This is a genomic window from Hyphomonas sp. UBA4505 (genome assembly GCF_002388685.1).
Lineage (GTDB): Bacteria > Pseudomonadota > Alphaproteobacteria > Caulobacterales > Hyphomonadaceae > Hyphomonas.
On record NZ_DGMZ01000005.1, the window covers coordinates 65719 to 87776 of the forward strand.

The 22058-nt window shown below is 59.1% G+C and carries 23 protein-coding genes; 11 read left to right on the forward strand and 12 right to left on the reverse strand.

Features of this window, described 5'->3' with window-relative positions; all coding sequences use genetic code 11:
- Positions 1 to 32: 32 nt before the first annotated feature.
- Positions 33 to 1013 (forward strand): M48 family metallopeptidase, encoded by a 981-nt coding sequence (locus B3527_RS03570; RefSeq protein WP_206992453.1) that lies wholly within the window; start codon positions 33 to 35, stop codon positions 1011 to 1013.
- Here the strand turns inward: B3527_RS03570 and B3527_RS03575 are convergent.
- Positions 1010 to 1630 (reverse strand): ElyC/SanA/YdcF family protein, encoded by a 621-nt coding sequence (locus tag B3527_RS03575; RefSeq protein WP_206992454.1) that lies wholly within the window; start codon positions 1628 to 1630, stop codon positions 1010 to 1012. The genes B3527_RS03570 and B3527_RS03575 overlap by 4 nt on opposite strands.
- A 71-nt stretch (positions 1631 to 1701) precedes the next feature.
- A complete protein-coding gene (locus B3527_RS03580) occupies positions 1702 to 2127 on the reverse strand; it encodes an NUDIX hydrolase (RefSeq protein ID WP_206992455.1) in 426 nt (141 codons plus the stop codon).
- 123 nt (positions 2128 to 2250) lie between these two features.
- On the opposite strand from B3527_RS03580, the gene B3527_RS03585 reads away from it, so the two are divergent.
- Complete coding sequence (locus B3527_RS03585; RefSeq protein ID WP_290478531.1) at positions 2251 to 2637, forward strand: DUF302 domain-containing protein; 387 nt, start codon at positions 2251 to 2253, stop codon at positions 2635 to 2637.
- A gap of 27 nt (positions 2638 to 2664) precedes the next feature.
- Positions 2665 to 3063 carry a VOC family protein gene (locus B3527_RS03590; RefSeq protein WP_290478530.1) on the forward strand — a complete coding sequence of 133 codons (399 nt, stop codon included), beginning with the start codon at positions 2665 to 2667 and terminating at the stop codon, positions 3061 to 3063.
- A gap of 11 nt (positions 3064 to 3074) precedes the next feature.
- Here the strand turns inward: B3527_RS03590 and B3527_RS03595 are convergent, their stop codons facing one another.
- The 3 genes from B3527_RS03595 to B3527_RS03605 all read right to left on the reverse strand — a co-directional run bounded on the left by B3527_RS03595 (position 3075) and on the right by B3527_RS03605 (position 4576).
- On the reverse strand, positions 3075 to 3686 hold the full coding sequence (locus tag B3527_RS03595; RefSeq protein WP_290478529.1) for an exopolysaccharide biosynthesis protein: 612 nt from the start codon (positions 3684 to 3686) through the stop codon (positions 3075 to 3077).
- A 127-nt stretch (positions 3687 to 3813) separates the two neighbouring features.
- A complete protein-coding gene (locus B3527_RS03600; RefSeq protein ID WP_290478528.1) occupies positions 3814 to 4107 on the reverse strand; it encodes a CC_3452 family protein in 294 nt (97 codons plus the stop codon).
- Positions 4108 to 4225: 118 nt separating this feature from the next.
- Positions 4226 to 4576 carry a UrcA family protein gene (locus B3527_RS03605; protein WP_290478527.1) on the reverse strand — a complete coding sequence of 117 codons (351 nt, stop codon included), beginning with the start codon at positions 4574 to 4576 and terminating at the stop codon, positions 4226 to 4228.
- Between the two features lie 204 nt (positions 4577 to 4780).
- Between B3527_RS03605 and B3527_RS03610 the strand changes: the two genes are divergently transcribed.
- Together B3527_RS03610 and B3527_RS03615 are read left to right on the forward strand one after the other, a co-directional pair.
- Positions 4781 to 6121: an acyl-CoA dehydrogenase family protein gene (locus B3527_RS03610; RefSeq protein ID WP_290478526.1), complete on the forward strand. Its 1341-nt coding sequence runs from the start codon at positions 4781 to 4783 to the stop codon at positions 6119 to 6121.
- Positions 6122 to 6227: 106 nt separating this feature from the next.
- A complete protein-coding gene (locus B3527_RS03615; protein ID WP_290478525.1) occupies positions 6228 to 7898 on the forward strand; it encodes a DUF4332 domain-containing protein in 1671 nt (556 codons plus the stop codon).
- Here B3527_RS03615 and B3527_RS03620 read toward each other — a convergent pair.
- The 5 genes from B3527_RS03620 to B3527_RS03640 form a co-directional block, all read right to left on the reverse strand.
- A complete protein-coding gene (locus B3527_RS03620; RefSeq protein WP_290478524.1) occupies positions 7895 to 9259 on the reverse strand; it encodes a tryptophanase in 1365 nt (454 codons plus the stop codon). The genes B3527_RS03615 and B3527_RS03620 overlap by 4 nt on opposite strands.
- Before the next feature lie 178 nt (positions 9260 to 9437).
- Positions 9438 to 9944, reverse strand: coding sequence for an HdeD family acid-resistance protein (locus B3527_RS03625; RefSeq protein ID WP_290478523.1), 507 nt, complete (start codon positions 9942 to 9944; stop codon positions 9438 to 9440).
- 81 nt (positions 9945 to 10025) lie between these two features.
- The gene (gene map, locus B3527_RS03630) at positions 10026 to 10805 is read right to left on the reverse strand and encodes a type I methionyl aminopeptidase (protein WP_290478522.1); all 780 of its coding nucleotides are present in this window, start codon (positions 10803 to 10805) and stop codon (positions 10026 to 10028) included.
- A 1-nt stretch (position 10806) separates the two neighbouring features.
- Positions 10807 to 11013, reverse strand: a complete 207-nt coding sequence (locus tag B3527_RS03635; protein WP_034812582.1) for a ParD-like family protein — start codon at positions 11011 to 11013, stop codon at positions 10807 to 10809.
- A gap of 74 nt (positions 11014 to 11087) precedes the next feature.
- A complete protein-coding gene (locus B3527_RS03640) occupies positions 11088 to 12062 on the reverse strand; it encodes a Gfo/Idh/MocA family protein (protein WP_290478521.1) in 975 nt (324 codons plus the stop codon).
- Positions 12063 to 12256: 194 nt separating this feature from the next.
- On the opposite strand from B3527_RS03640, the gene B3527_RS03645 reads away from it, so the two are divergent.
- The 3 genes from B3527_RS03645 to B3527_RS03655 all read left to right on the forward strand — a co-directional run bounded on the left by B3527_RS03645 (position 12257) and on the right by B3527_RS03655 (position 13971).
- The gene (locus B3527_RS03645; protein ID WP_034812575.1) at positions 12257 to 12679 is read left to right on the forward strand and encodes a hypothetical protein; all 423 of its coding nucleotides are present in this window, start codon (positions 12257 to 12259) and stop codon (positions 12677 to 12679) included.
- 272 nt (positions 12680 to 12951) lie between these two features.
- Positions 12952 to 13233, forward strand: a complete 282-nt coding sequence (locus B3527_RS03650) for a hypothetical protein (RefSeq protein ID WP_290478520.1) — start codon at positions 12952 to 12954, stop codon at positions 13231 to 13233.
- Between the two features lie 66 nt (positions 13234 to 13299).
- Positions 13300 to 13971: an SDR family oxidoreductase gene (locus tag B3527_RS03655; RefSeq protein WP_290478519.1), complete on the forward strand. Its 672-nt coding sequence runs from the start codon at positions 13300 to 13302 to the stop codon at positions 13969 to 13971.
- A 3-nt stretch (positions 13972 to 13974) separates the two neighbouring features.
- On the opposite strand, the gene B3527_RS03660 is transcribed toward B3527_RS03655, so the two are convergent.
- Positions 13975 to 14817: a mechanosensitive ion channel family protein gene (locus B3527_RS03660; protein ID WP_290478518.1), complete on the reverse strand. Its 843-nt coding sequence runs from the start codon at positions 14815 to 14817 to the stop codon at positions 13975 to 13977.
- A 316-nt stretch (positions 14818 to 15133) separates the two neighbouring features.
- Positions 15134 to 15631: a hypothetical protein gene (locus B3527_RS03665; RefSeq protein WP_290478517.1), complete on the reverse strand. Its 498-nt coding sequence runs from the start codon at positions 15629 to 15631 to the stop codon at positions 15134 to 15136.
- A 113-nt stretch (positions 15632 to 15744) separates the two neighbouring features.
- Here B3527_RS03665 and B3527_RS03670 point away from each other — a divergent pair, with 113 nt between their 5' ends.
- The 3 genes from B3527_RS03670 to B3527_RS03680 all read left to right on the forward strand — a co-directional run bounded on the left by B3527_RS03670 (position 15745) and on the right by B3527_RS03680 (position 21916).
- A complete protein-coding gene (locus tag B3527_RS03670) occupies positions 15745 to 17370 on the forward strand; it encodes a peptide ABC transporter substrate-binding protein (protein WP_290478516.1) in 1626 nt (541 codons plus the stop codon).
- Positions 17371 to 17394: 24 nt separating this feature from the next.
- On the forward strand, positions 17395 to 18513 hold the full coding sequence (locus B3527_RS03675) for a DUF3667 domain-containing protein (protein WP_206992473.1): 1119 nt from the start codon (positions 17395 to 17397) through the stop codon (positions 18511 to 18513).
- 337 nt (positions 18514 to 18850) lie between these two features.
- On the forward strand, positions 18851 to 21916 hold the full coding sequence (locus B3527_RS03680) for a TonB-dependent receptor domain-containing protein (RefSeq protein ID WP_290478515.1): 3066 nt from the start codon (positions 18851 to 18853) through the stop codon (positions 21914 to 21916).
- The last annotated feature ends 142 nt before the right edge of the window (positions 21917 to 22058 follow it).

Consider the following 22058-nt stretch of genomic DNA (forward strand, 5'->3'; position numbering starts at 1 on the left):
GGTTTACCAAGCAGATTTGACGGAGATTGCCCATGCGCCTGCCGCGACACGCCTATGGCCACAAGACCCGCAGTAGCGGGATTGGTGGCCTCTTGCGCAGCCGGTTCAGCCTGATCCTTGTCGGCTTGTTCCTGCTGTTTCTGTATTGGCAAGCCAACCAGACCGAAGTGCCTTTCTCGGGCCGCAAGCAACTGAACACCGTCCCGATCGAGAAAGAGGTGCAGCTGGGCCAGCAGTCCTATATCCAGATACTGAACCAGGAGCAGCAGCAGGGAAATGACGTCCTGTGCGCAGATGGCAACAATTGCGAAGGCACGGAGGCGGAATACACTCAGGCCGTTCGCGAGATTGGCGCACGCCTCCAGCGCGCCGCAGTCGAGCTGGAACAGGATCTCCTGCGCCAAGGCGCCTCCTTCACCCCGGTCGCCGACCAATTCGACTGGACCTACTATGTCGTCGATTCCGACACGCCGAACGCTTTCTGCCTGCCGGGTGGGTATGTTGCGATTTACACGGGCATTCTCGACATCACGGGAAACTATGATGGCAAGGTCGACGCCGAGGATATCAGCGATCTCGACAAGCTGGCCGTGGTGATGGGGCATGAGATTGGCCATGCCCTGGCCCATCATGGTGCTGAGCGGGTCAGCCAGCAACGCGTCGTCCAGTTCGGGCAGATCGCTGTCGGCGTGGGCCTTGGCGACATGGACGCCTCTCAACAGCGCGCCATCATGCAGGCTTTCGGCATCGCGGCCCAGGGTGGCATGCTCGCCTATTCGCGCAAGCATGAGACGGAAGCTGACAAGATCGGGCTCGATCTACTGGTTCGCGCCTGTTACGACCCGCGCGAAGCACCTGATCTTTGGGAGCGGATGGGTCAGATTGGTGGTGGCCAGCGTCCACCGGAGTGGATGTCCACGCATCCGGCGTCCGAAACCCGGGCCGAAAATTTCCGGAAATGGATGCCGGAGGCGATTGCGGAATATGAGCGTCGCTGCGAACCGCTGGGCTAGGCGCTGTCCTCGTCGCCGCGCAGGCGGTCAATAATCGCATCCCGCCAGCTTTCCGGCATCAGGAACAGTGCCCACGCGCCTGCCTCGTAATGTGCACGACGCCAGATATCGAGCGGATTGTACCCGCCATTGGGACAGGCGGCGAGCGCCTTGGCCTGCTTGCCCGGATGGCTGGCATAGACGGCCTTGGCGCGCAGGATATGCATGCAATTGGAGATGAAGACGATCTTCCCACTCTCCGAGGCGCTGGTGGTGTTGGCGAGGCTTTCCAGGCCGGAAATCGTATCGCGGCTCTCGACATCGGCGCTGACCTTCGCGGCCTGGCCGGACCGGCGCGCCGCGAGCAAGGCCATCTCCTGGCTGCCGAGACGGCCTTCCTGGGGGCGATGGCCCCCCACGACTTTCAATTGGTCCAGCTTGCCCGCTTTCAGCAGGGCGACGCCCTTGTCGACCCGCGCAGAGGCATCGGATACATTGTCGGTATAGAAGATGATCCCGCGTCCCCCCGCCAATTTGCCAGTTTGGTCTGAAAGCCGGGTGACGCCCCAGAAAAGAAGCGTCGCGGCGAGGTCCACGAGGACCAGCCAGATCAGCAAGGTTCGGATGCGTCGAATCACAGCCGCTATAATCACCAACTGGCCCCGGCCTGCTAGAGCCGAGCCGCAACAATGACTACATATTTGCAGTTTCAGCCGGTGGGGCCAGCCGGCTCCAGAGAGGCGAGATAATCTTTCACAGGCGTGGTGATCTGGTCTGGCAGGTCGTCCAGCGCAAACCAGCCGCATCCGCCATGCTTTTCCGGTTCCATGACACGTGGTTCGCCTGACACGATGCGCGCAGAATAGACTGGCGCAACCCAATGCTTCCCGTCACCCTTGTCGATGGTCTCGGCAATGCAGGCGAGGCCGGTCAGCTCGATGGTGACACCGAGTTCTTCTTCGATTTCGCGCCGGGCGGTGTCCTCGGCGCGTTCGCCAAAATCGATCTTGCCGCCGGGCAGACCCCACGCTCCCGCTTCGGGTTGCTTGAGACGTTGGATAAGCAACAGGCGCCCGTGCGCATCGCGAATGGCTGCGCCGCAACCGGCGCCGGGAAGGGAGTTAGAATCAGTCATGCTTACCAGTTTACAGGGCCATGGCGCGATTGGCAGGGCGAAATTGGAACCGTGGCCTGCCGGATCGCATTGCGTTTCTTCACAATTCAATTAGCCTTTGAGGCGCTACTGGAGATGTTTGGCATGGCCTACACAATCACCCGCACACTGGATGGCATCACGCTCGAAGAAGCCGACAAGCGCACGCGCGCAGCGCTGTCTGGCAAGGGGTTTGGGGTTCTCACCGAGATTGATGTCCAGGCGACGATGAAGAAGAAGCTGGATGCCGACATGGCCGGGTACCGCATTCTTGGCGCGTGCAATCCGGACATGGCGTTCGAGGCCATCAAGATGGAGCCCAGGGTCGGCGCGATGCTGCCTTGCAATGTCATTCTGCGCGAAGTCGATGGCGGCATTGAGATCAGTGCGATTGATCCGGTCGCGTCCATGCAGGCGATTGAGAATCCGGAACTCCATGCCGTAGCCGGGCAGGTGCGTGACATGCTGGAGGAGGCATTGGAGGCGATCTAGCCGATTAGAACAAGTGGGGGGGAAAACATGGCAAAAGTGGTTGGGTTGGGTGGACTGTTCTTTCTTTGCAGAGACGTGGATGCGACGCGGGCGTGGTATAAGCGGGTACTCGGTGTGCAGATTGACGAATATGGGGGCGCGAGTTTCTCCCAAGCGGATGCTGCTGCACGATTCCCGCAAGGTGCCCGCACGATCTGGGCGCCCTTCAAGGCAGGAAGCGACTATTTCAAACCTTCAGACAGCGACTTCATGATGAATCTGATGGTGGATGACCTCGACGCCATGATTGAGCAAATCAAGGCTGAGGGCGTTGAAATGGAAGGCGAGCCCATGACGGAAAGTTATGGAAAGTTCGCCTGGATCATGGATCCTGATGGCCGCAAGGTCGAACTCTGGGAACCCATCGAGGCGCAACCCGCGACCTGAAGCGGTGACTCTCAGAACCAGCCAGCCACCCGTCCCCACGGGACAAACAGGAATGTGATGGTAAGAGCGGCGGCCGTTGCCGCGAAGCCAGCAAGCATCAGCGCGCCATCCTTGGCGACGAGCGCCAAACCGAACAGGACAATCGCAACACCCGGCGCTGCGACGGCGAACGGCACGAGTTCCAGAGGGATCATCAGAATAGCGAGCAGGGAAACCGCGATCGCGGCCAGATAGGTGGCCACACGTCCTGTCGCCCAAGCGAGCCGCTCGGTGATCATGCGATCAATGCGTTCCAGCCAGGGTTTCACCTTGTCTTCGGCTTCTTTGAGCTTCGAGGTTTCGATGGATCGTTTCTCAACGAAGGACGGCATCCAGATATGATCGGCGCCGAACAGAATCTGAATGCTGAAAAGCAGGATGATAACCCCGATCACCGCTGGCAGGCCGGGTATTCCGCCTAGCGGCGGCAAGACCACCAGAAGGCCCAGCAATGTGATGATGGGACCAAAGGATCGGTGCCCGAACATGTTGAGCAGATCCCCAACCGAGATTGTGCCTTCGCCACCTTCTTCAATGGCGGTCTCGAGTACGTTCTCCAACGGATCGCTCTGTGATGCGGGCATGGCCTTCCTCTTGGTTACTCATGGTAACGCATCAAGTCGGCTGGGGTTCGCACTGCGCGCAAAAAAAGAGCCGCCTGGCATGACACCAGAGCGGCCCGAGGAGAGGTCTGCTATTCAGGAAAGTGAGTTAGCGTGCGGACTTCTTGCACGCTTCAATATCGTCTGCTTCCAGCTTGGAATTGGAGTTTCCGTAGGAGATGATTTCGCCGGCCTTCTTCGCAATCTTCTTGCAATCGCGAACAGAGGCCTTCTTGCGGTCGAGGTCGCCTTTGCAGACAGTGCCTTCGCAAAGCCAAACAGTGCCGATGGCCACGACCTGGCCTTCGTCGACAGGGGCGACTGTTTCGAAGGTGAATGTGTTGGCGAAAGCTGGTGCGCCGAGCGCAAGGAAGGCTGCGGCGGTGAGAGCGGAACGGATCATGGGAGGATACCTTTCGGTGGGTGGACTTCAAAACAGTGTCGGACCCTAAGCGTCCGTTCGCACTCAATAGCGATTACTGACGAAAACGTCAATCATTCAGCCTTTCTGGCCTTGGTGACTAGTTCGCGTCAGCCAGAATGCGCCTGTTCAGGCCAGAACGCGACACATAGGCTTCGGTGAGCTTCGGGTGGTCAATCTTGTTCACAGCCTGCGCGATAACCTGCGAGACGCACGAATCATCGACACGGGGTGCCTGCGAGACAGGGGCATCGTAGCGGCAGATGGAATCAGCCTGCATTTGCAGGGAATCCAGAACGACTCCGGCCCCGGCACGAGAGTGCAGTGCGCTGTTATCATACTGGATTTCTGCTGACACAGTCTGGGCCGGATCGGCCATGGCAGGGGCGGCATAGGCGAGGCCGGCAAGACCGGCAGCGACAACGATAAGAGAGAGGCGGGAAGACGGCATGGGAGGAAACCTTCTTGCAGTTGCGGTCGGTGGTGACCGTAACGACAGAATATGATCATTGAATAAAAAGTCAATTGTTCATTGATTATATTTTTGTTTCAATCCTGCCGTGGCGGCATAATTTGCCGCGCGGTTTCAGTGCGGTAGTCTCGAAGGTGGAAAAGAGATCGCCACCGAGGCGACCGCCCAGGAGGACAAAGCATCATGGATTTCAATATCCCGCAGGACATCGCCGATTATCTGACCGTGCTCGACCAGTTCATCGAGGACGAGATTAGGCCGCTCGAACAGCAGGACGACAACATCCGCTTCTTCGACCATCGGCGCGAATGGGCCCGGACTGATTTCGAAAATGAGGGCCTGCCGCGGCCCGAATGGGAAGAATTGCTGCGCGAAGCAAAGCGCCGCGCCGACAAGGCCGGACACCTGCGCTATGCGTTGCCGAAGGAGTTCGGCGGGCAGGACGGCTCGAACCTCGGCATGGCAATTATCCGCGAGCATTTCGCCGAACAGGGCCTCGGCCTGCACAATGATCTCCAGAACGAACATTCCATAGTCGGCAATTTCCCGCAGATCCTGATGCTGCGCGACTTCGCCCGGCCGGATCAGAAGCATCTTGCCGAAGACGCTTTGAACGGGAAGTTTCTCGCTTGTTTCGGCCTGACCGAACCTGATCATGGGTCCGATGCGACCCATATGGAAACCCGTGCGGTGCGCCAGAAGCGCGACGGCAAGGATGGCTGGCTGATCAATGGCGAGAAGATGTGGATCACCGGCATGCATGTGGCCACGCACATCATGATGTTCTGCCGCACAAGTGGTGAAGATGGCGACGCCAAGGGCATCACCTGTCTTCTCGTACCGGCGCGTGATCCCGGCGTCATCATTGAAGAATACATGTGGACCTTCAACATGCCGACCGACCATCCGCGCCTGACCATCAAGGATGTCTGGGTGCCTGAAGATGCCGTGTTCGGCCCGCCGGAAGGGGGCCTCGCCCTGGCCCAGCATTTCGTGCATGAGAACCGTATTCGCCAAGCCGCGAGTTCGGTGGGCGCCGCGATGTATTGCATCAATGAGAGCGTGCAATATGCCCGTGAGCGCAAACCGTTCGGCAAGCCGCTCGCGACCAACCAGGCGATCCAGTTCCCGCTTGTGGAGCTCGCCACCGAGGCCGAGATGCTGCGCCTGCTGATCTTCAAGACGGCCTGGGAAATGGACCAGATGTCCAAGCCGGACGTCGCGATCCATCTCTCCGACAAGGTCTCCATGTGCAACTACCGGGCAAACCGGCTCTGCTGCAATGCCGCCGACCGGGCGATGCAGGTGCATGGCGGGATGGGCTATTCGCGCCACAAGCCGTTCGAGCACATCTACCGCCACCATCGCCGCTATCGCATCACCGAAGGCTCGGAAGAGATCCAGATGCGCAAGGTCGGTGGCCACCTCTTCGGCTTCATGGGCCCCAACAAGCACGGCCAGGCCAAGGGCGAAAAAGACGCCAAGGGCAAGAGCACCGAGCCCACCGATTTTGCGGTGCGGTAGGCGCAGCAGAAACTTCCCCTCCCGCGCGAATGGTTAATGATGGCGTAACTATCATTAGGCATTTCTCGTTTGATCCAGATTGAATCAGGCGGGAAGGGAGACGGGCATGTCTCTGCTCGAACGAGTAATTCGCGGCCATCGGTGCCGCTCGACGCACCACTATATCGCGATGGACGCGCTGTCGCTCATAGCCTCGGAGGAGGCCGACAAGTGGAAGGACCTGTTCCTGGTTCACCACGAGCACCTGCTCGAAGGGGCCAAGGCGCCGGATTCCAAGTTCAAGGATTTCCGCAACCATGTCCTGCACGTTTCCGAAGGGGAGTGGGGCGGCGCGCCGGGCAAGGCGATGGAATGGTTTGCGACGGCGGTCGACCATCTCCGTCGCAAGCAATGGAGCAAGGCCGCCTATGCGTTCGGCGTGCTGAGCCATTATTATGCCGATCCGATCCAGCCCTTCCATACCGGCCAGACCGAGGAAGAGGGCACGATGCACCGGGCGGTGGAGTGGAGCATCGCCAAATCCCGCGACAAGATTGATGCCCGCATAGAGACGCTCGGCTATCCGGATGTGCCAGTGCCGGACGGCGCAGGATTCATCGCCGACATGGTCCGCAATGGCGCGCGCCTTTCGCATCCCCACTATCAGACCTTCATTGACCATTATGATCTCGACGTGGGCGTGAAGGATCCGCCCGCCGGGCTGGACGAGACCATGTTCGATGCGATCGTGGAACTGGTCGCCTATGCCACGGCCGGATTCGGCGCGATCCTCTCACGCGGTATTGCGGAGGCTGCTGTCAGCCCGCCCAAGACCAATCTCACCCTTCAGGGCTATATCGAGACACTGGACATTCCGCTGCGCTGGGTAACGGCGAAACTGTCGGATGCGGCCGACAAGCGCACCGTGACGCGGATGTACAAGGAGTATCAGAAGACCGGTAAGGTCATCCGTACCCTGCCGGATGATGACAAGGAAATCCGCAAGCTTCACGCCAAACAAGTTTTGCGCGTTCCGCTGAAAGAGCTGAACAAACAGGAGATTGGCCCAATAGGTTCGAAGAACAAGGCGGTCGAGGAGCGCTTGCTGACCGCACTGATCGAGGATGAGGCCGAGATCGCCGCTGAGGCGACCGTTATTGAAGAGGATGCGGTCGAGGAGGCTGTAGTCGAAGCGGCGCCAACCGACGAAACACTTCACCCGGCCGAAGCAGAAGCGCCGCTGGCCGAGGAAGCCCCTCCGCCGAAGAAAAAGGCTCCCCCAAAGGCAGAAGAAGTCTTGTTCGAGCCGGAGCCCGAGGCCGCTGTCCCCGCGCCGCTTGCTGATGATCTTGGCGAGGAGTCCGGAGACATCGCCCGCCGCAGCCGCATCACGCGCGAGTCCCCCGTTGTCGAGGCGCCCAGCATCGGCAAGAAGACCGCCAAACGCCTGTCGCGCGCCGGCATCACCACGGTCGGTGACCTGCTGGATTGCGACACGGAGGAAACCGTCTTCCTGGTCGATGTCGCCTATATCGATGTCGACACGCTGAATGACTGGAAGGACCAGACCATCATGATGATGGAAGTGCCGGGCCTGCGCGTGCACGACGCCCAGATCCTTGTCGGCGCGGGCATCCGCAATCGCAAGGAACTGGCCGAGGCGCCTGCGCGCACCCTGTTCATGTTGGCGAGTGAATTCCTCCAGACGCCACAGGGGGACCGTGTGATCCGTGATGATGACTACCTCGCCGAAGAGGAAGTCGAACAATGGATCGATATGGCGAAGACGGGCAGCTAGAGCGGCGCAAACTCCGCCGTGAAGTGGCGCATCATGGGCGGCTCTTTCACGATCTTCAGGCCGCGAATGTCATCTTTGCGCTTCGCGAGTTCCTCGAACACTTCGACGATATAGTCCGCATGCGACTGGGTGTAGACGCGGCGCGGCATGGCTAGGCGGACAAGGTCCATCCGGGCGGGTTCTTCGGTGCCATCCGGTTTGCGACCGAACATGACCGTCCCGATCTCACAGCCCCGAATGCCGCCTTCCTCATAGAGCGCGCAGGCGAGGGCATGGCCCGGATATTCCAGCGGCGGGATATGTGACAGCCATTCCCGCGCATCAATGAACACTGCATGGCCGCCCGCCGGCTTCATCACCGGCACGCCCAGCGCGTCCAGCCGTTCGGCGATATAGGCATTGGTGCGCACGCGGTAGCGCAGATAATCCTCATCCACGATCTCGGTCAGGCCCTGTGCGATCGCGTCGAGGTCGCGGCCGGCAAGGCCGCCATAGGTCGGGAAGCCCTCGGTCTGGATCAGCCGCGTGCGGGCCTGTTCGGCCAGCGCGTCATCATTCAGCGCGAGCCACCCGCCGATATTGGCGAAGGCGTCCTTCTTGGCGCTCATTGTCATGCCGTCGGCCACGTCAAACGTGTCGCGCACGATCTCCTTGATCGAGCGGTCCTGCTGGCCGTCCTCGCGCAGCTTGATGAACCAGGCGTTCTCGGCGAACCGGCAGCCATCAATGAAGAAGGGCTTGCCATGCGCATGGGCGATCTCGGCGGCGCCGCGAATATTGGCGAGGCTGACCGGCTGGCCGCCGCCGGCATTGTTCGTGATCGTCATCATCACACACGGCACGGCATCGCCGCGCTCACTCATCAACTTGGCGAGGGCGTCCAGGTCCATGTTCCCCTTGAAGGGATGGTCGAGGGAGGGAATCTTGCCCTCTGCGATGGGCAGGTCCAGTGCCTCGGCGCCTGCGGCTTCGATATTGCCGCGCGTCGTGTCGAAATGCGTGTTTGACGGAATGACATGACCGGATTTGGCAATCAGCGAGAAGAGGAGATGCTCCGCAGCGCGCCCTTGATGGGCGGGGATGATGTGCTTGAAGTCCATCAGATCCTTCACGGCCGCTTCGAACCGGTAGAAGCTCGGCGCGCCGGCATAGCTCTCATCGCCGGTCATCACCGCGCCCCATTGCGCCGCGCTCATGGCCGACGTGCCACTATCGGTCAGCAAATCGATCAGCACGTCATCCGAATGCAGCTTGAACAGATTGTAGCCCGCATCTTTCAGCAGTCGTTCGCGCTCGTCTCGCGTGGTCATGCGGATCGGCTCGACCGATTTGATGCGGAAGGGTTCGATAATGGTCTTCATCTGTCAGCACTCCTGGCTCTGAATGTCCTGGGGGGTGCCGACAACGGCGCACACACAGGACTTATCCTGCGCCGCGGTTGCCTCGTCTTTGTGACGCGACCGCGCTCAGCGCCTGTTGTGAGATGGGTCGAATATCACGGAGCCAGCCCGCCATGCAAGATGCCGCGCAGGGCGCTCGTCAGTCGTCAAACACGTCCGACAGGGCCTTGTCCATTGCCAGCAGGGCGACGCCGAAGAACAGCATGTTGATCCCGGCCAATATGCCAATGGCCCAGGCCGCTGTGCTGGGCAGGCCGATCAGGATCAGCGCGCCTGCGATGATGCCGGCAAGGCCTGCCACGATCAGCATGGTCTTGCTGTTGCCGCGCAGACGCGGGCTGTTGGAGGCGAGGGCAAGCTGGACCCCGCCCTGGACCAGGAAGGATACGCCCAGAATTATGGTGAAGGAGATGAGCCCGATCCACGGAAAGACGAGCAGGCTGATCCCGCCAGCAAGGAAGAGCAGGCCGAGCAGCAAATGCTGCGTTCGCCCTTCAAGGCTCGGCCGCCAGGCCCACCAGAGATGCGCCGCGCCCGCAAAGATGATCAGATAGGCGAGAATGAAATTGTAGGAGAGCCCGGCAACATACGGGAAGAGGATTGCCAGCGCCCCGAGGATAACAAAGACGATGCCTGCGATTTTCATGTGATCAGCTCCCGGTCAAATTCAGACCAAGTCAGCTTATCATGTCCTGCCATGCGCTTGTACCGGACTGTGCCGTATTGACTACGCGCGGCGCGCCTGCATGGGTGTCTCGCCCGGACGCAAGGTCAGCACTTCAACACCGGTTTTCGTCACAGCAACCGTATGCTCGAATTGGGCGGAGAGCTTTCCGTCATTGGTCACCACCGTCCACCCATCAGCCTCGGTCGAAACCTGGCGTGTGCCCAGATTGATCATGGGTTCAATGGTGAAGACCATGCCTTCGCGCAGCTTGAGGCCGGTGCCCGGCTTTCCGAAATTGAGAACCTGTGGATCCTCATGCATTTCGCGGCCAATGCCGTGCCCGCAATACTCCCGTACGACAGAACAGCCATTTTGCTTGGCATGGCGGTCAATCGCAAAACCGATATCGCCAAGGTGCGCGCCGGGACGTACCTGTCCAATGCCTTTCCACATGGCTGTCTCGGCGATCCGAACAATTCGCTTGGCGGCGGCTGAGACATTTCCGACCATGTACGTCTTGCTTGAATCCGCGATGAATCCGTTCTTTTCGAGGGTGATATCAAGATTGATGATATCGCCATCCCGGATGATCTCATCCGAACTGGGCACGCCATGACACACCACATGATTGATTGAGCAGTTCAGGACGAATTTGAAGCCATACTGCCCTTTGCTTGCGGGGCGGGCGCCGAGGTCTTCGGTGATGAAGCGGTCGACCAGATCGTTGACCTGTAGCGTCGACATGCCAGCCAGGTCCTGCTGGTCCAGCATTTCAAAAACGGATGCCAGCAGTTTGCCAGAGATGCGCATCAGCGCGATCTCACTCGGCGTCTTTACCATGTCAGGCGACCTTCAGGTCGGCCAAGGGCGCATCGGCCGCTTCGAGCTGCATCTTCACAATGTCATTGAAGGAGAGCGTTGGATTGGCTTCGGCGAGCCGGCCGATTTTAATCCAGAATTCGGCTTGCGCATTGATGGATCGACACATGACCCCGCTCGCCCGCCGGACTTCTTCATGCAGGTCATTGTCGATCTTCACGATACCCATATTTGTCCTCGATATGAATTATATACATACCGTATACGTTTTGTATATTCATGCGTCAAGCGAGCCTGGACGCTTTATCGGGGCGAGAGGCCTGCCGCTGCATAGATTGCGTCGATCACGGCCATGTTGCCGATCGCGTCGGCGCCACCGGTCAGCGGCACGGCGCGTCCGGCCATCACGTCCATGACATGGGCCAATTGGTGCTCATAGGTGATCATGCCGTCGGCCGTCTCGGTGCGTTCGTGGCCGCCTTGCCGGATGGTGATCTGGTGGCCGCGATGCGGGTGTACCGGGTTGAGCAAGGAGACACAGCCATCCTTGCAGACGATTTCGAGCCTGATATCGCGGTCCACATCTTCGGCCATACTGCATTCCACAATTGCTGACGCGCCGCTTGAAAAACCGAGATGCGCCTTGGTGCCGATATCAACACCGGGCCGGTCGCACTGCGCACTGGCCGACAGCACATCGGGTTCTGCGTCCGCAAGGGTGCGGATCATGTGGACCGAGTAGCAGCCCAGATCCATTAATGCGCCTCCACCGAGTTCCAGCGTATGGCGCAACTCGCCCTCGCGATACGGGATCGACACATTGAACACCGCCTCCATGGTCTTGATCGCGCCGAGGTCTCCGCTGCGCACGATTTCCAGAACGCGCAGGAAAGCTGGGTGGAAGCGATAATGAAACGCCTCGATCAGTGGCTTGCCGGCCCGGTTGGCGGCGTCGACCATGCGCGTGGCTTCGGCGGCGTTCATGGCGAAGGGTTTCTCGCACAATACCGCCTTGCCAGCTTCCAGCGCGGCGATGGTCAGATCGGCATGGCGATGCGGGGGCAGGGCGTTGTAGATCAGGTCGACATCCTTGCGGTGCACCAGCGCGTCGTAATCGGTCTCAACATGCGCGATGCCGTTCGCTTCGGCATAGGTGCGTGCCTTGTCCGCGTCGCGCGCTGCCACGGCGACGATTTCGCAATCATCACGTTTTGCAGCGGGCTCGATGATGGCCTTGGGGCCAATCTTGGCGGCGCCGAGTATGCCGATACGGATCATGAAAACTCCTTGGGACGTACGGATGAGGGGTCAAAGGTAAATGATTTGGGGCGGTTTGTTTACCCGGCCCTAATGCATCTTAACGCTCTTGGTCGCATTTGCCTTGCACAGCAATGCGCCCGGTAACCAAGCGGTAAGCACAATGAGGGTTAATGATAATTCCGAAGCCGTTAATCTCAGGAGTGCCATCGCACATGTTGAACGATCTTACAGCACACCTCGCCCGGCATAATGGCCTCTCGGAAGACGCGTCCCGACAAGCCCTCGGCATTGTCCTGAACGCGGCAGAGCGTCAGGATTCCCCCTTCGCCACGGCCATGTTCAAGACCATTCCGGGCGCACGCGCCCTGTCGGCCCGCACAGGCAGCACGATCGGCGCCCCGGTTGGAGAGATTGCTCGCCTGATCGAACAGACGCCCGGCGGCAAGCGCATTGTCGCGCAATCCATGATTTCCGAACTCCACAAGCTGGGTTTGGACCACAAGGCCATCGGCCTGCTATTGCCGAGTATTTCCACTTATATGGACGAGCACCACGCCCTGGTCGGCTTTGGCCATCTGGGTGACCTCATCGGGTCGGACCTCGACGCGGTCGCAGCCGCGGCCCAAGCCGCCTGATCTGGCTCGAAAGACAAGCTTTGGATGAGCCGCCGCGAGGGCGGCTTTTTCATGCGCGAAACTTTTTTCGTTTTCCGCGGAACCAAGCCAACTGAAGAGCGTAAACCTTGTATCTTGCAGGCAGACACCCCCCTGACACCGTCAGTTGCCTCAAGACGTTCCCAATATGGGGCCAAGTCGGTTCTCCCTCTCTTCCCCCCAACCGGCTTGGCCCTTTTCTTTTGGAACGGGCCTGTCTATGTGCAAGGCCAGTGATTGAGGGCTTCCACCACATGCAAGACGTAACCACTCTGAAACCGGACGAACGACTGGCGCTGGACCTGATGGCGGCGATACGTGCCGATGCTGAAGCGATCTGCGCTCCCAATCCGGTGGAAATGGTTTCTGTCACGATCGACGTGTCCTCTGAGGCGGCTCAAGGCGCCGATGTCACGTTGGAGCCCAAGGTTGACCGGCAAACACGCACAATCCTGTTCACCGGCGGCATGGCCCGCCAAGGTGACAAGCCCCTGATGAAAGCAACTGCGGTCTACCGGATTTTGCCAGAGTCGTAGCGGCCCTGTCGCAGCGTTTGCCGACGCGTTCCCATATACCCAGACCTATCCAGACGGAGAGTTTCTATGACTACCACGCTTATCACCGGTGCAAATCGTGGGATCGGTCTGGAGCTTGTCCGCAAGTTTCTCGCTCAAGGTCATGACGTGATTGCCACGGCGCGCGACCCTGAGACTTCAAACGAACTGAACGCGACGGGCGCCAAAGTTTATCCGCTCGAAGTGACCGATGCAGCTTCGGTGGCGGCATTGAAGGAAGCGGTCGGCGACCAGCCCATCGACTATCTGATCAACAATGCCGGTATTGGCAGTTTCGCTGCGTTCAAGGATCTCGATTATGACGCGTTCGCCAACATGCTGGCGGTGAACACGATTGCGCCGATTCGAATGATCGACACGTTCCTGGACAATATTGCGGCCAGCGATGTGAAGATGGCGGCCAGCCTGTCCAGCATGATGGGATCCATCGAGAACACGCAGGCGTCTTTCGGACTGATTTATCGCACGTCCAAGGCGGGTCTGAACATGGCCCTGCGTGCCGCCGCGCCCGAACTTGCGGAGAAGGGGGTGACCCTGCTCGCGCTGCATCCGGGCTGGGTGAACACTGACATGGGTGGCAAGCAGGCGCCAGTCAATCCGGCTCAGAGTGCTGCTGGTCTCTACACGGTCATCACCACGGCAGGGCCATCAAGCGAGCTGCGCTTCCTGGACTTTGAAGGCAAGACCCATCCCTGGTAGCGACTAACCCTGCTGGGGCGCAAAGCCGCCGAAATCCTCTGGCAATTTTACATCCGTATCAGCGCGCAGCCGGGGCAGGGCTTCGGGATGCTCGGCCTGAAGCCATTCGATCATCTGCTCACGGATCAGGCAACGCAAGTCCCAGGCTTTCGGAGACGTGCTGGCCGAGGCGAGCCCGCGCACAGTTACAGAATTGCCCGAGGCTTCGGTAACCTGCAAATTCACCACGTCGCCATTCCAGAGCGGGGTGGACTTGCAGATCTCTTCCAGCTTCTCGCGCATCCGCGCGATGGGTGCGTGATAATCTACCGTCCAGTAGACGCTGCCGATGATGGAGGCGCTCTTGCGGGTCCAATTCTGGAAAGGCGTCTCGATGAAATAGGAGAGCGGCACGACGAGGCGTCGCCAGTCCCAGATCTTGATGACAACATAGAAGAGGCCGATTTCCTCGATCCAGCCCCATTCACCTTCGACGACGACGGCGTCATCCAGCCGGATCGGCTGGGTGAAGGCGATCTGCAGACCGGCGATCAGGTTGCTGAGTACGGGACGGGCCGCCAAGCCGATGGCGATGCCCGCGATTCCGGCCGATGCAAACAGGCTGACGCCAATCTGCTTCACGCCGGGAATGACAGTGAGCGCAGCGGCGAGGGTGACGATTCCGGCAATGACGATCCAGACGCGGCGCACGACATCCAGCCGCGTGGCCGATTTGCGTGCTTCCAGATTGTCTTCTGCATCAAGGTGCAGACCAGCCAGACGGCGTTTGATCAAGGCATCGACAATGGTGCCGACCAGCCAGCCAAAGGCGATGATGAACAATACGCCTGAACTGATCCCTGCCATTCGCTCGAGCCGGTCGCCTGAGACAAAGCCGTCAGGGATGTACTGAGGTAGGTAGGGCGTCGCAAAGACCAGCGCCGCGCCGGCCAGCGCAAACAGAAGGGGCGGGCGAAAGCGCTTCAGCCAGCGCGTATTCCTGTGGGCAGTGATCTTCGTCCGGATACGCAGATTCCCTTCCAGTCGCTCGACGGGACTACGTCTCAGCCTGAGAAAGGTTTCATCGATTCAGCAAGCCACGTGCCCGGAATAGGTCAAGCCATTGCTGGCCTGCGCGCGGTTCGGTCAGTGTTTGCTGAAGTTTGCGGCAAGGATTCCCGTATTATTTCACGCGTTCGACCCGGAATGCGATGCCGCCATCCAGTTTCATCTTGTAGCTGCCGAAGGCCGCTTCATAGATCTGGGCTTCGGTCTGGCCATTATTGCGCAGCGCCTTGGAATCGGTTTGCCGCCAGACCTGTCCATTTTCCAGCGTGATCACCAGATTTCCACGATTGCCGCGCACGGCTTTCACAGGGAGCGTCATCTCCTTGAGGCTCTGGTCGTCAGATTTGCCGAGCGTCAGAGAGGGCAGGGACGGAATGGAGAAGCCGAAGGAATCCTGGCGGACCTGTTCGACTTCCTGTCGGGTCACGGTTGTGACGTCGCCCGCCGCTTCGGCGGCTTGCAGCCGTCCAACAGCCGCATCGTAACAGGTAAGGCGCTCTGCATCTTCGGCGACGGATGTGCAGGCATAGACGTCATCGGTTGAGACATCTTGTGCAGTGGCTGTTGCGCCAAGCGCAAAAATCATCCCTGCAATGCACCAAATTCGGGTCATTCCTGTTACCTCATGTGCGACTTCCAGCAGGAAGGCTTTGCAAAACCGTAATGGTCTGGCAGCAGTGTTGCAAATCGCGCGATCGCGGAAAAGACGTTGGAGACACAAAACCCATGAAGTTGAACGCCTTGATGACAACCGGCCTGGCTGCCGCACTTGCCCTGACACTGGCCGCCTGCGGGGGCGGTGGGGATTCCGCAGCCTCTGACGTGCCGACCCTGCGCCGGGGAATTTCGGCCAAGGTGGACACGCTGGACCCCAACAAATCATCCGCGCAGTGGGAGAACATTATCATTGGCGACATGATCATCGGCCTGACCACGGATGGCCCAGATGGCCGCCCGGTGCTGGGTATGGCCGACAGTTATGAAGTCAGTGAAGATGGTTTGGTCTGGACCTTCACTTTGGGTGATCATGTCTGGTCTGACGGCACGCCCGTCACTGCCGGCGACTTCGTCTACAGCCTGCGCCGCATCCAGAACCCGGAAACTGCTTCGCAATACGCGTCGCTCCTCTGGTTGATCAAGAATGCGCAAAAGGTGAGTTCACAGGAATTGCCGCCCGAAGAACTGGGCGTGAAAGCCATCGACGACAAGACGCTGGAAATCACTTTGGAATACCCGGCGCCTTATTTGCTTGGCTTGCTGAGCCATTACACGACCTATCCGTTGCCGAGTTGGGCCATCGAAGCGCACGGAGATGCGTGGATCCAGCCGGAAAATATTGTCGTCAACGGTCCTTACAAGCTGGTCTACTGGCGCACGGGTGACCAATTGGTCGCCGACAAGAACCCGACCGGATTTGGCGCGCCAGAGGCGTGTTTTGATCGGGTCGTGTATCTGGAACTGGAAGACCTGTCGGCCGTCGAGAACAAGATTTCCGCCGGCGAACTGGACATCAACAATGCCTTTGACGGGTCTCGCTATACCGAATTGGATGCGAAATTCCCCGGCTGGCTGCGCACGACACCTTCTCTCATCTCGACCTACTGGACATTCAACACCACCGTTGAGCCGTTCGACGATGTGCGCGTGCGCAAGGCCCTTTCAATGGCGCTCGACCGGGAGTTCATGGTTCGCAACGTGCTGACACAGGGCTATCTGCCAGCGTATTCCTTCGTGCCACCGGGCATCAATAATTACGATGTCAGTCGGCCATCCATGGATTGGAAGGACACCTCACGCGAAGATCGGCTTGCCGAGGCGCGCAGCCTGCTGGAAGCGGCAGGGTTCGGCCCGGGCAATCCGCTTGAGTTCGAATTCATTCACCGTTCGACCGACGACAATCCGAAGGTGGCGCCGGTCGCTCAGTCCAATTGGAGTGATATCGCCCCCTGGGTTAACCCGACCATCGTGAAACAGGATACAAAAGTGCTCTATTCGCGCTTGCGCACCGGAAACTTCTCGGTAGCGGATGCGGCATGGGTCGCGGATTTCGATGATCCGATCAACTTTCTTTACCTGCTCGATTCCAATACGGGCCAGCAAAACTATGGCGACTATGCCAATCCGGAGTATGATGCGCTTCTGAGCCAATCGAACCAGCAGCTGGACCTGCAGATGCGGGCAGAAGTCTTCGCAGCCGCTGAAGAACTGATGCTCGAAGAATATCCGATTACGCCGATGTGGTTTCAGGTGACCAAGAACATGGTCGATCCGGAGCTGACCGGCTGGGAAGAAAATGCGAAGGATCAGCATCGCTCGCGCTTTCTGTGCCGGGAGGGGCTCAGCGCCGAGTAGCGGTAAACAGACGGGGGTCTCGAAATGGAACATGAAATGGAGGCCGCAGGTCTCGGGTCGGCAAGTGGCTTGTCGACCGGAGACCATCATCCGGTAAAGTCCGGTTTGCCTTGTGCAAATTGCGAGACCATCGTCGAGGACCGGTTCTGCACAACGTGCGGCCAATTGGCGTCTGACTTCCATCGCCCGGTCTGGGATCTGGTGGCGAGCAGTCTGGCGGACGTATTTGCGCTGGATGGCCGCTTGTGGCGGTCCTTGCCCATGTTGTTGTTCCGCCCCGGCCGGATGACCCGGAACTATCTGGATGGAAAGCGCGCACGCTATGTGCCGCCTTTCCGCATGTTCCTGATGGCGTCTGTGATCTTCTTCCTGACCCTGTTCACGCTCGGCGATCAGATGGGCTGGTACAATTCTCTCAAGATCGACCGCCTCCTGGAAAACGGGATCGATGTCGGGATAGGGGAGGATGGTGAGCCTCTTCCGGTGGTGACCGAAGAGGGGCTGGAGGAATTGCGCGCCCGGGCAGAAGACCCCGACCTGACGCCGGATGAGCGCGAGCTCATCCAGCTGGAATTGCTACAGGCGGAGCACGGCATCACATTTCAGCGTATCATGACGGATGACGGCCGCATCAATCGCGACGCGCTTTATGATGAGGTCACTTCAAGACTGGACGAGGATGCGACCCCCGCGGAGCGCGAGCAGGCATGGCGCGCCGCCGACCATGCGGCGACCGTGTACGAGAACCAGGATCGCTATGGCGCGCGCATTCGGGAATGGGCGCCGAGATTCAGTTTGATGTTCCTGCCTATCCTGGCCTTCATGCTGACGATTCTGTATGCGTGGCACCGCAGCCGGTACATCTATGACCATGTGATCACCGCGCTGCATGTGCAGACCTTCATCTATCTGACAGCGACCTTCTTAATTGTGCTCGCCGCCGTGAACGCAGCTTGGCTTGGCGAGCTTATCTTGGGTGGGGTGCTGGTCGGCATTGCGTATCTCTATCGCCAATTGCGCGTGACTTACGAGACGGGGCGATTCATGGCTGCCTTGCGAACCCTGATCCTGTTGTTCTCAATCCTGATCGTGGGCGTGACGCTGGGCATTTCCCTGGTCGTTGTCAGCTTCATGCTGGTCTGAACAGGGCGAATTGCCTGAAATGCGATCAGGCGCAGCATGAAGCTCGGCTCGAATTCAGGTGGCCTGCCTGAAAAACAAGCATAGTGGAGGGCGCCGCAAAATCCGTTCGGGGCATTTTTTCGGATTTATCAGGCGTATCTGGAACAATATTGCCCCAAATCGACCAAAAAGGTGATGCGATTCTGTCACACTGGTGTCATTTTGCTTGTGAGCGCCGCTGCATCCAATTGACTATGCAAGGTGCTCAATCCTTACTGCTCGGTAAGACTTGGTCTAGGGGGCCAGGTTTGTCTGCATGATGTGGACACATTTTTTGACAATCCTTTCGGAGGTTCAAGTGAGCGAACTTAACTTGAAGAAGCGCCTATTGGCGTCGTCGGTGTTTGCCGGCGCTGCACTTGCTGCAGCTGCTGCGCTGCCAGCGTACGCCCAAGACGCAGATGAAGACGTAATTGCTGTAGCAGAGGCGGACGGGGAAGAAGCATCCGTACAACAGACCATCGTCGTCACGGGCTCGCTGATCCCGCAAAGCGGCAACCTGGTTGAGACCAGCCCGGTCACGTCCCTCGGCTCCGCCGACTTCGACGTGCGCGGTGTTGTCCGTGCGGAAGACATGATCAACGCCCTGCCACAGGCATTCGGTGCTCAGGGTTCCGCCCTCGCCAACGGCGCGACCGGTACGGCTTCGGTCAACCTTCGCGGCCTGGGTGCTTCCCGCACGCTGACGCTCTTGAACGGCCGCCGCCTGCCATACGGCTCGCTGAACACGGCTGCTCCGGACATCAACTTCATCCCAGCCGCAATGGTGAAGAAAGTTGACATCCTGACCGGTGGTGCGTCCGCAACCTACGGTTCTGACGCTGTTTCCGGTGTTGTGAACTTCGTGCTCGACACGGATTTCGAAGGTGTTCGCCTGGAAGGTAACTACTCCTTCTACCAGCACGACAATTCCAACAGCTACATCCAGGACATCCTGGGTGGCTTCGCAGCTGACAACCCTTCCCAGTTCACGGTTCCGGATGGCTCGACGTCTGATGGTGAGTCCGTTGACATCACCGCAGCGTTCGGTGGCAAGCTGGACAATGGCCGCGGTCACGTCATGGGCTTCGCCAGCTTCCAGAACACCAAGGAAGTTCTTCAGGCTAACCGCGACTATTCGCAGTGTGCCCTGTCCACCACCAATGGTGGTAACGACTTCACATGTGCCGGTTCGTCCACGAACCAGTTCACCAACATTCTGGACCTCGGCTCCAACCTGCCGACCGGTCTGTGGGCTCGCGTTGACCCGACCACGGACGAGTTCGTTGAGCGGAACTTTGTCTCTGACACGTTCAACTACAACCCGTACAACCACTTCCAGCGTCCGAACGAGCGCTACTCCTTCGGTACGTTCGCGAACTATGACATCAACCCATATGTGAACGCATATGGCGAATTCATGTTCATGGACAACCAGACCAATTCCCAAATCGCGCCGTCTGGTGTGTTTGGTTACGGTGTGACCGGCGGAAATGGCGGCATCAACTGTGACAACCCATTCCTGAGCGCACAACAGGTCGACTTTATCTGTACGTCGCGCGGTGCAGCGGGTGATGACATTGCCGGTATCGGCGACGTCCTGTTCCTTCGCCGGAACGTCGAAGGCGGAAACCGCAACAACGACATCCGTCACACGACCTATCGTGGTGTGATCGGCCTGCAGGGCACCATCGGCGACTCGCCATGGGGTTATGACATCTCTGCTGTGTACGCCAACGTGCACCGTTCGGAAGTCTACAATAACGACCTGTCGATCTCGAAACTGTCCAAAGCGCTCTACGCTGTTGATGACGGAACGGGCAACATTGTCTGTGCGGTCAATGCCGATGCCGATCCGAACAATGACGACGCGGCTTGTGCTCCTTACGACATCTTCTCAGGTGCCGGCCCAAGCGACGCTGCTGTGAACTACATCGTCAACCCGCTGTTCAGGGATGGCGACGTCAAGCAGACGGTTGTGACTGCCAAGACCTTCGCAGACCTCGCCGACTATGGCGTCGTGTCTCCGATGGCTGAAGAAGGCATCAAGGTTGCCTTCGGTGTGGAATATCGTCGTGATAGCCTCGACTCCAACCCAGACAGCAACTTCCAGTCCGGCGACGGTGCTGGTCAGGGTGGACCTACGAACCCAATCGCTGGTTCGCAGGAAGTCTATGACTACTTCGCAGAGGTCAACGCACCACTGATCGAAGGTTATGAGGGTGTTGAGTCCCTGGGTGTCGACCTTGCTTATCGCCGGTCGAACTATGACGCCGTGTCTTCTGACGCTTACAAGATCGGTGTTGAGTACGCTCCGGTTGAAGACATCCGCTTCCGCGGTTCATTCCAGCGCGCCGTGCGTGCTGCGAACATCTTCGAGCTCTTCTCGACACAGTCCATCGGCCTGTTCGACCTGACTCAAGGTTCAAACGGCATCTACGATCCATGTGCCGGCACGACGCCAACCGCAACGGCTGCACAGTGTGCAAACACTGGCGTGACCGCTGCCCAGTACGGCAGCATCGCGGATAACCCAGCTGGCCAGTTCAACACGCTGACCGGTGGTAACCCAGACCTGGAACCAGAAACGGCTGATACGTACACGATTGGTTTCGTGGCCACGCCGTCGATGATCCCGGGCCTGACAGTTTCCCTCGACTACTTCGACATCACTGTTGAAGACCTCGTGGGTACGGTTCCACAGGAACTGGCACTCGATACCTGCCTTGAAACCGGCGACACGTTCTTCTGTTCGCTCGTCAATCGCGGCAATGGCGGCACACTGTGGGCGGGTCAGACCGGCTACATCGTTGCAACCAACATCAACACCGGTTCGCTTTCGACCTCCGGCTTCGACCTTCTGGCCAGCTACGCTCTGGACCTGGATGCTCGCGGCGGAATCGACTTCGACTATGTCGGTACGATGCTTGAATCTCTCGAGACCAAGCCACTGCCGAACTCCACCGGCGCTGATATCTTCGACTGTGTCGGCTACTACGGCGGCAGCTGTGCCTCCGGTGGTGGTACGGAAGTTGCCAACGGTGCTTCGCCAGAATACCGCCACAAGGCTTCCATGACCTGGGCCGATGCCGAAGGCCTGTTCAGTGTCACCGGTACGTGGCGCCACTTCTCGGAAGTCGAAATCGCAGGTGGTGACGATGGCACCATCAACGGTGTTCTGGATGCCCAGAACTACTTCGATCTTTCCGGTTCCTGGAACGCGACGGACTACATGTCCCTGCGTCTCGGCGTGAACAACGTCCTGGACGAAGATCCACCGCTTTCCTCGGTTGTCGGTACGGCGCCGGGTAACGGTAACACCTACCCACAAGTGTACGACGCTCTTGGTCGCTACATCTTCATGGGTGCGACGTTCGACTTCTAAGTCTGACGACGTAACAGAAACAGGAACGGCGGCTCTTCGGAGCCGCCGTTTTTGTTTTAACGGGTGCGGTGTCAGCGCTTAGCGCTTCACCCGAACCGGGCTAAGGGCTGTTTTGTCTGGCTGCGCAGAAAGAGGCGTGCGG

Excerpts from the sequence above, each read along its gene's own strand:
- B3527_RS03635 (WP_034812582.1), bottom strand. The coding sequence starts at position 11,013 with ATGGGTATCGTGAAGATCGACAATGACCTGCATGAAGAAGTCCGGCGG.
- B3527_RS03600 (WP_290478528.1), bottom strand. The coding sequence starts at position 4,107 with ATGATCCGTTCCGCTCTCACCGCCGCAGCCTTCCTTGCGCTCGGCGCA.
- B3527_RS03675 (WP_206992473.1), top strand. The coding sequence starts at position 17,395 with ATGGAACATGAAATGGAGGCCGCAGGTCTCGGGTCGGCAAGTGGCTTG.
- B3527_RS03605 (WP_290478527.1), bottom strand. The coding sequence starts at position 4,576 with ATGCCGTCTTCCCGCCTCTCTCTTATCGTTGTCGCTGCCGGTCTTGCC.
- B3527_RS03665 (WP_290478517.1), bottom strand. The coding sequence starts at position 15,631 with ATGACCCGAATTTGGTGCATTGCAGGGATGATTTTTGCGCTTGGCGCA.
- B3527_RS03570 (WP_206992453.1), top strand. The coding sequence starts at position 33 with ATGCGCCTGCCGCGACACGCCTATGGCCACAAGACCCGCAGTAGCGGG.
- B3527_RS03585 (WP_290478531.1), top strand. The coding sequence starts at position 2,251 with ATGGCCTACACAATCACCCGCACACTGGATGGCATCACGCTCGAAGAA.
- B3527_RS03650 (WP_290478520.1), top strand. The coding sequence starts at position 12,952 with ATGCAAGACGTAACCACTCTGAAACCGGACGAACGACTGGCGCTGGAC.
- B3527_RS03625 (WP_290478523.1), bottom strand. The coding sequence starts at position 9,944 with ATGAAAATCGCAGGCATCGTCTTTGTTATCCTCGGGGCGCTGGCAATC.
- B3527_RS03645 (WP_034812575.1), top strand. The coding sequence starts at position 12,257 with ATGTTGAACGATCTTACAGCACACCTCGCCCGGCATAATGGCCTCTCG.
- map (WP_290478522.1), bottom strand. The coding sequence starts at position 10,805 with ATGGTAAAGACGCCGAGTGAGATCGCGCTGATGCGCATCTCTGGCAAA.
- B3527_RS03655 (WP_290478519.1), top strand. The coding sequence starts at position 13,300 with ATGACTACCACGCTTATCACCGGTGCAAATCGTGGGATCGGTCTGGAG.
- B3527_RS03590 (WP_290478530.1), top strand. The coding sequence starts at position 2,665 with ATGGCAAAAGTGGTTGGGTTGGGTGGACTGTTCTTTCTTTGCAGAGAC.
- B3527_RS03660 (WP_290478518.1), bottom strand. The coding sequence starts at position 14,817 with ATGGCAGGGATCAGTTCAGGCGTATTGTTCATCATCGCCTTTGGCTGG.
- B3527_RS03620 (WP_290478524.1), bottom strand. The coding sequence starts at position 9,259 with ATGAAGACCATTATCGAACCCTTCCGCATCAAATCGGTCGAGCCGATC.
- B3527_RS03610 (WP_290478526.1), top strand. The coding sequence starts at position 4,781 with ATGGATTTCAATATCCCGCAGGACATCGCCGATTATCTGACCGTGCTC.
- B3527_RS03615 (WP_290478525.1), top strand. The coding sequence starts at position 6,228 with ATGTCTCTGCTCGAACGAGTAATTCGCGGCCATCGGTGCCGCTCGACG.
- B3527_RS03595 (WP_290478529.1), bottom strand. The coding sequence starts at position 3,686 with ATGCCCGCATCACAGAGCGATCCGTTGGAGAACGTACTCGAGACCGCC.
- B3527_RS03640 (WP_290478521.1), bottom strand. The coding sequence starts at position 12,062 with ATGATCCGTATCGGCATACTCGGCGCCGCCAAGATTGGCCCCAAGGCC.
- B3527_RS03580 (WP_206992455.1), bottom strand. The coding sequence starts at position 2,127 with ATGACTGATTCTAACTCCCTTCCCGGCGCCGGTTGCGGCGCAGCCATT.
- B3527_RS03670 (WP_290478516.1), top strand. The coding sequence starts at position 15,745 with ATGAAGTTGAACGCCTTGATGACAACCGGCCTGGCTGCCGCACTTGCC.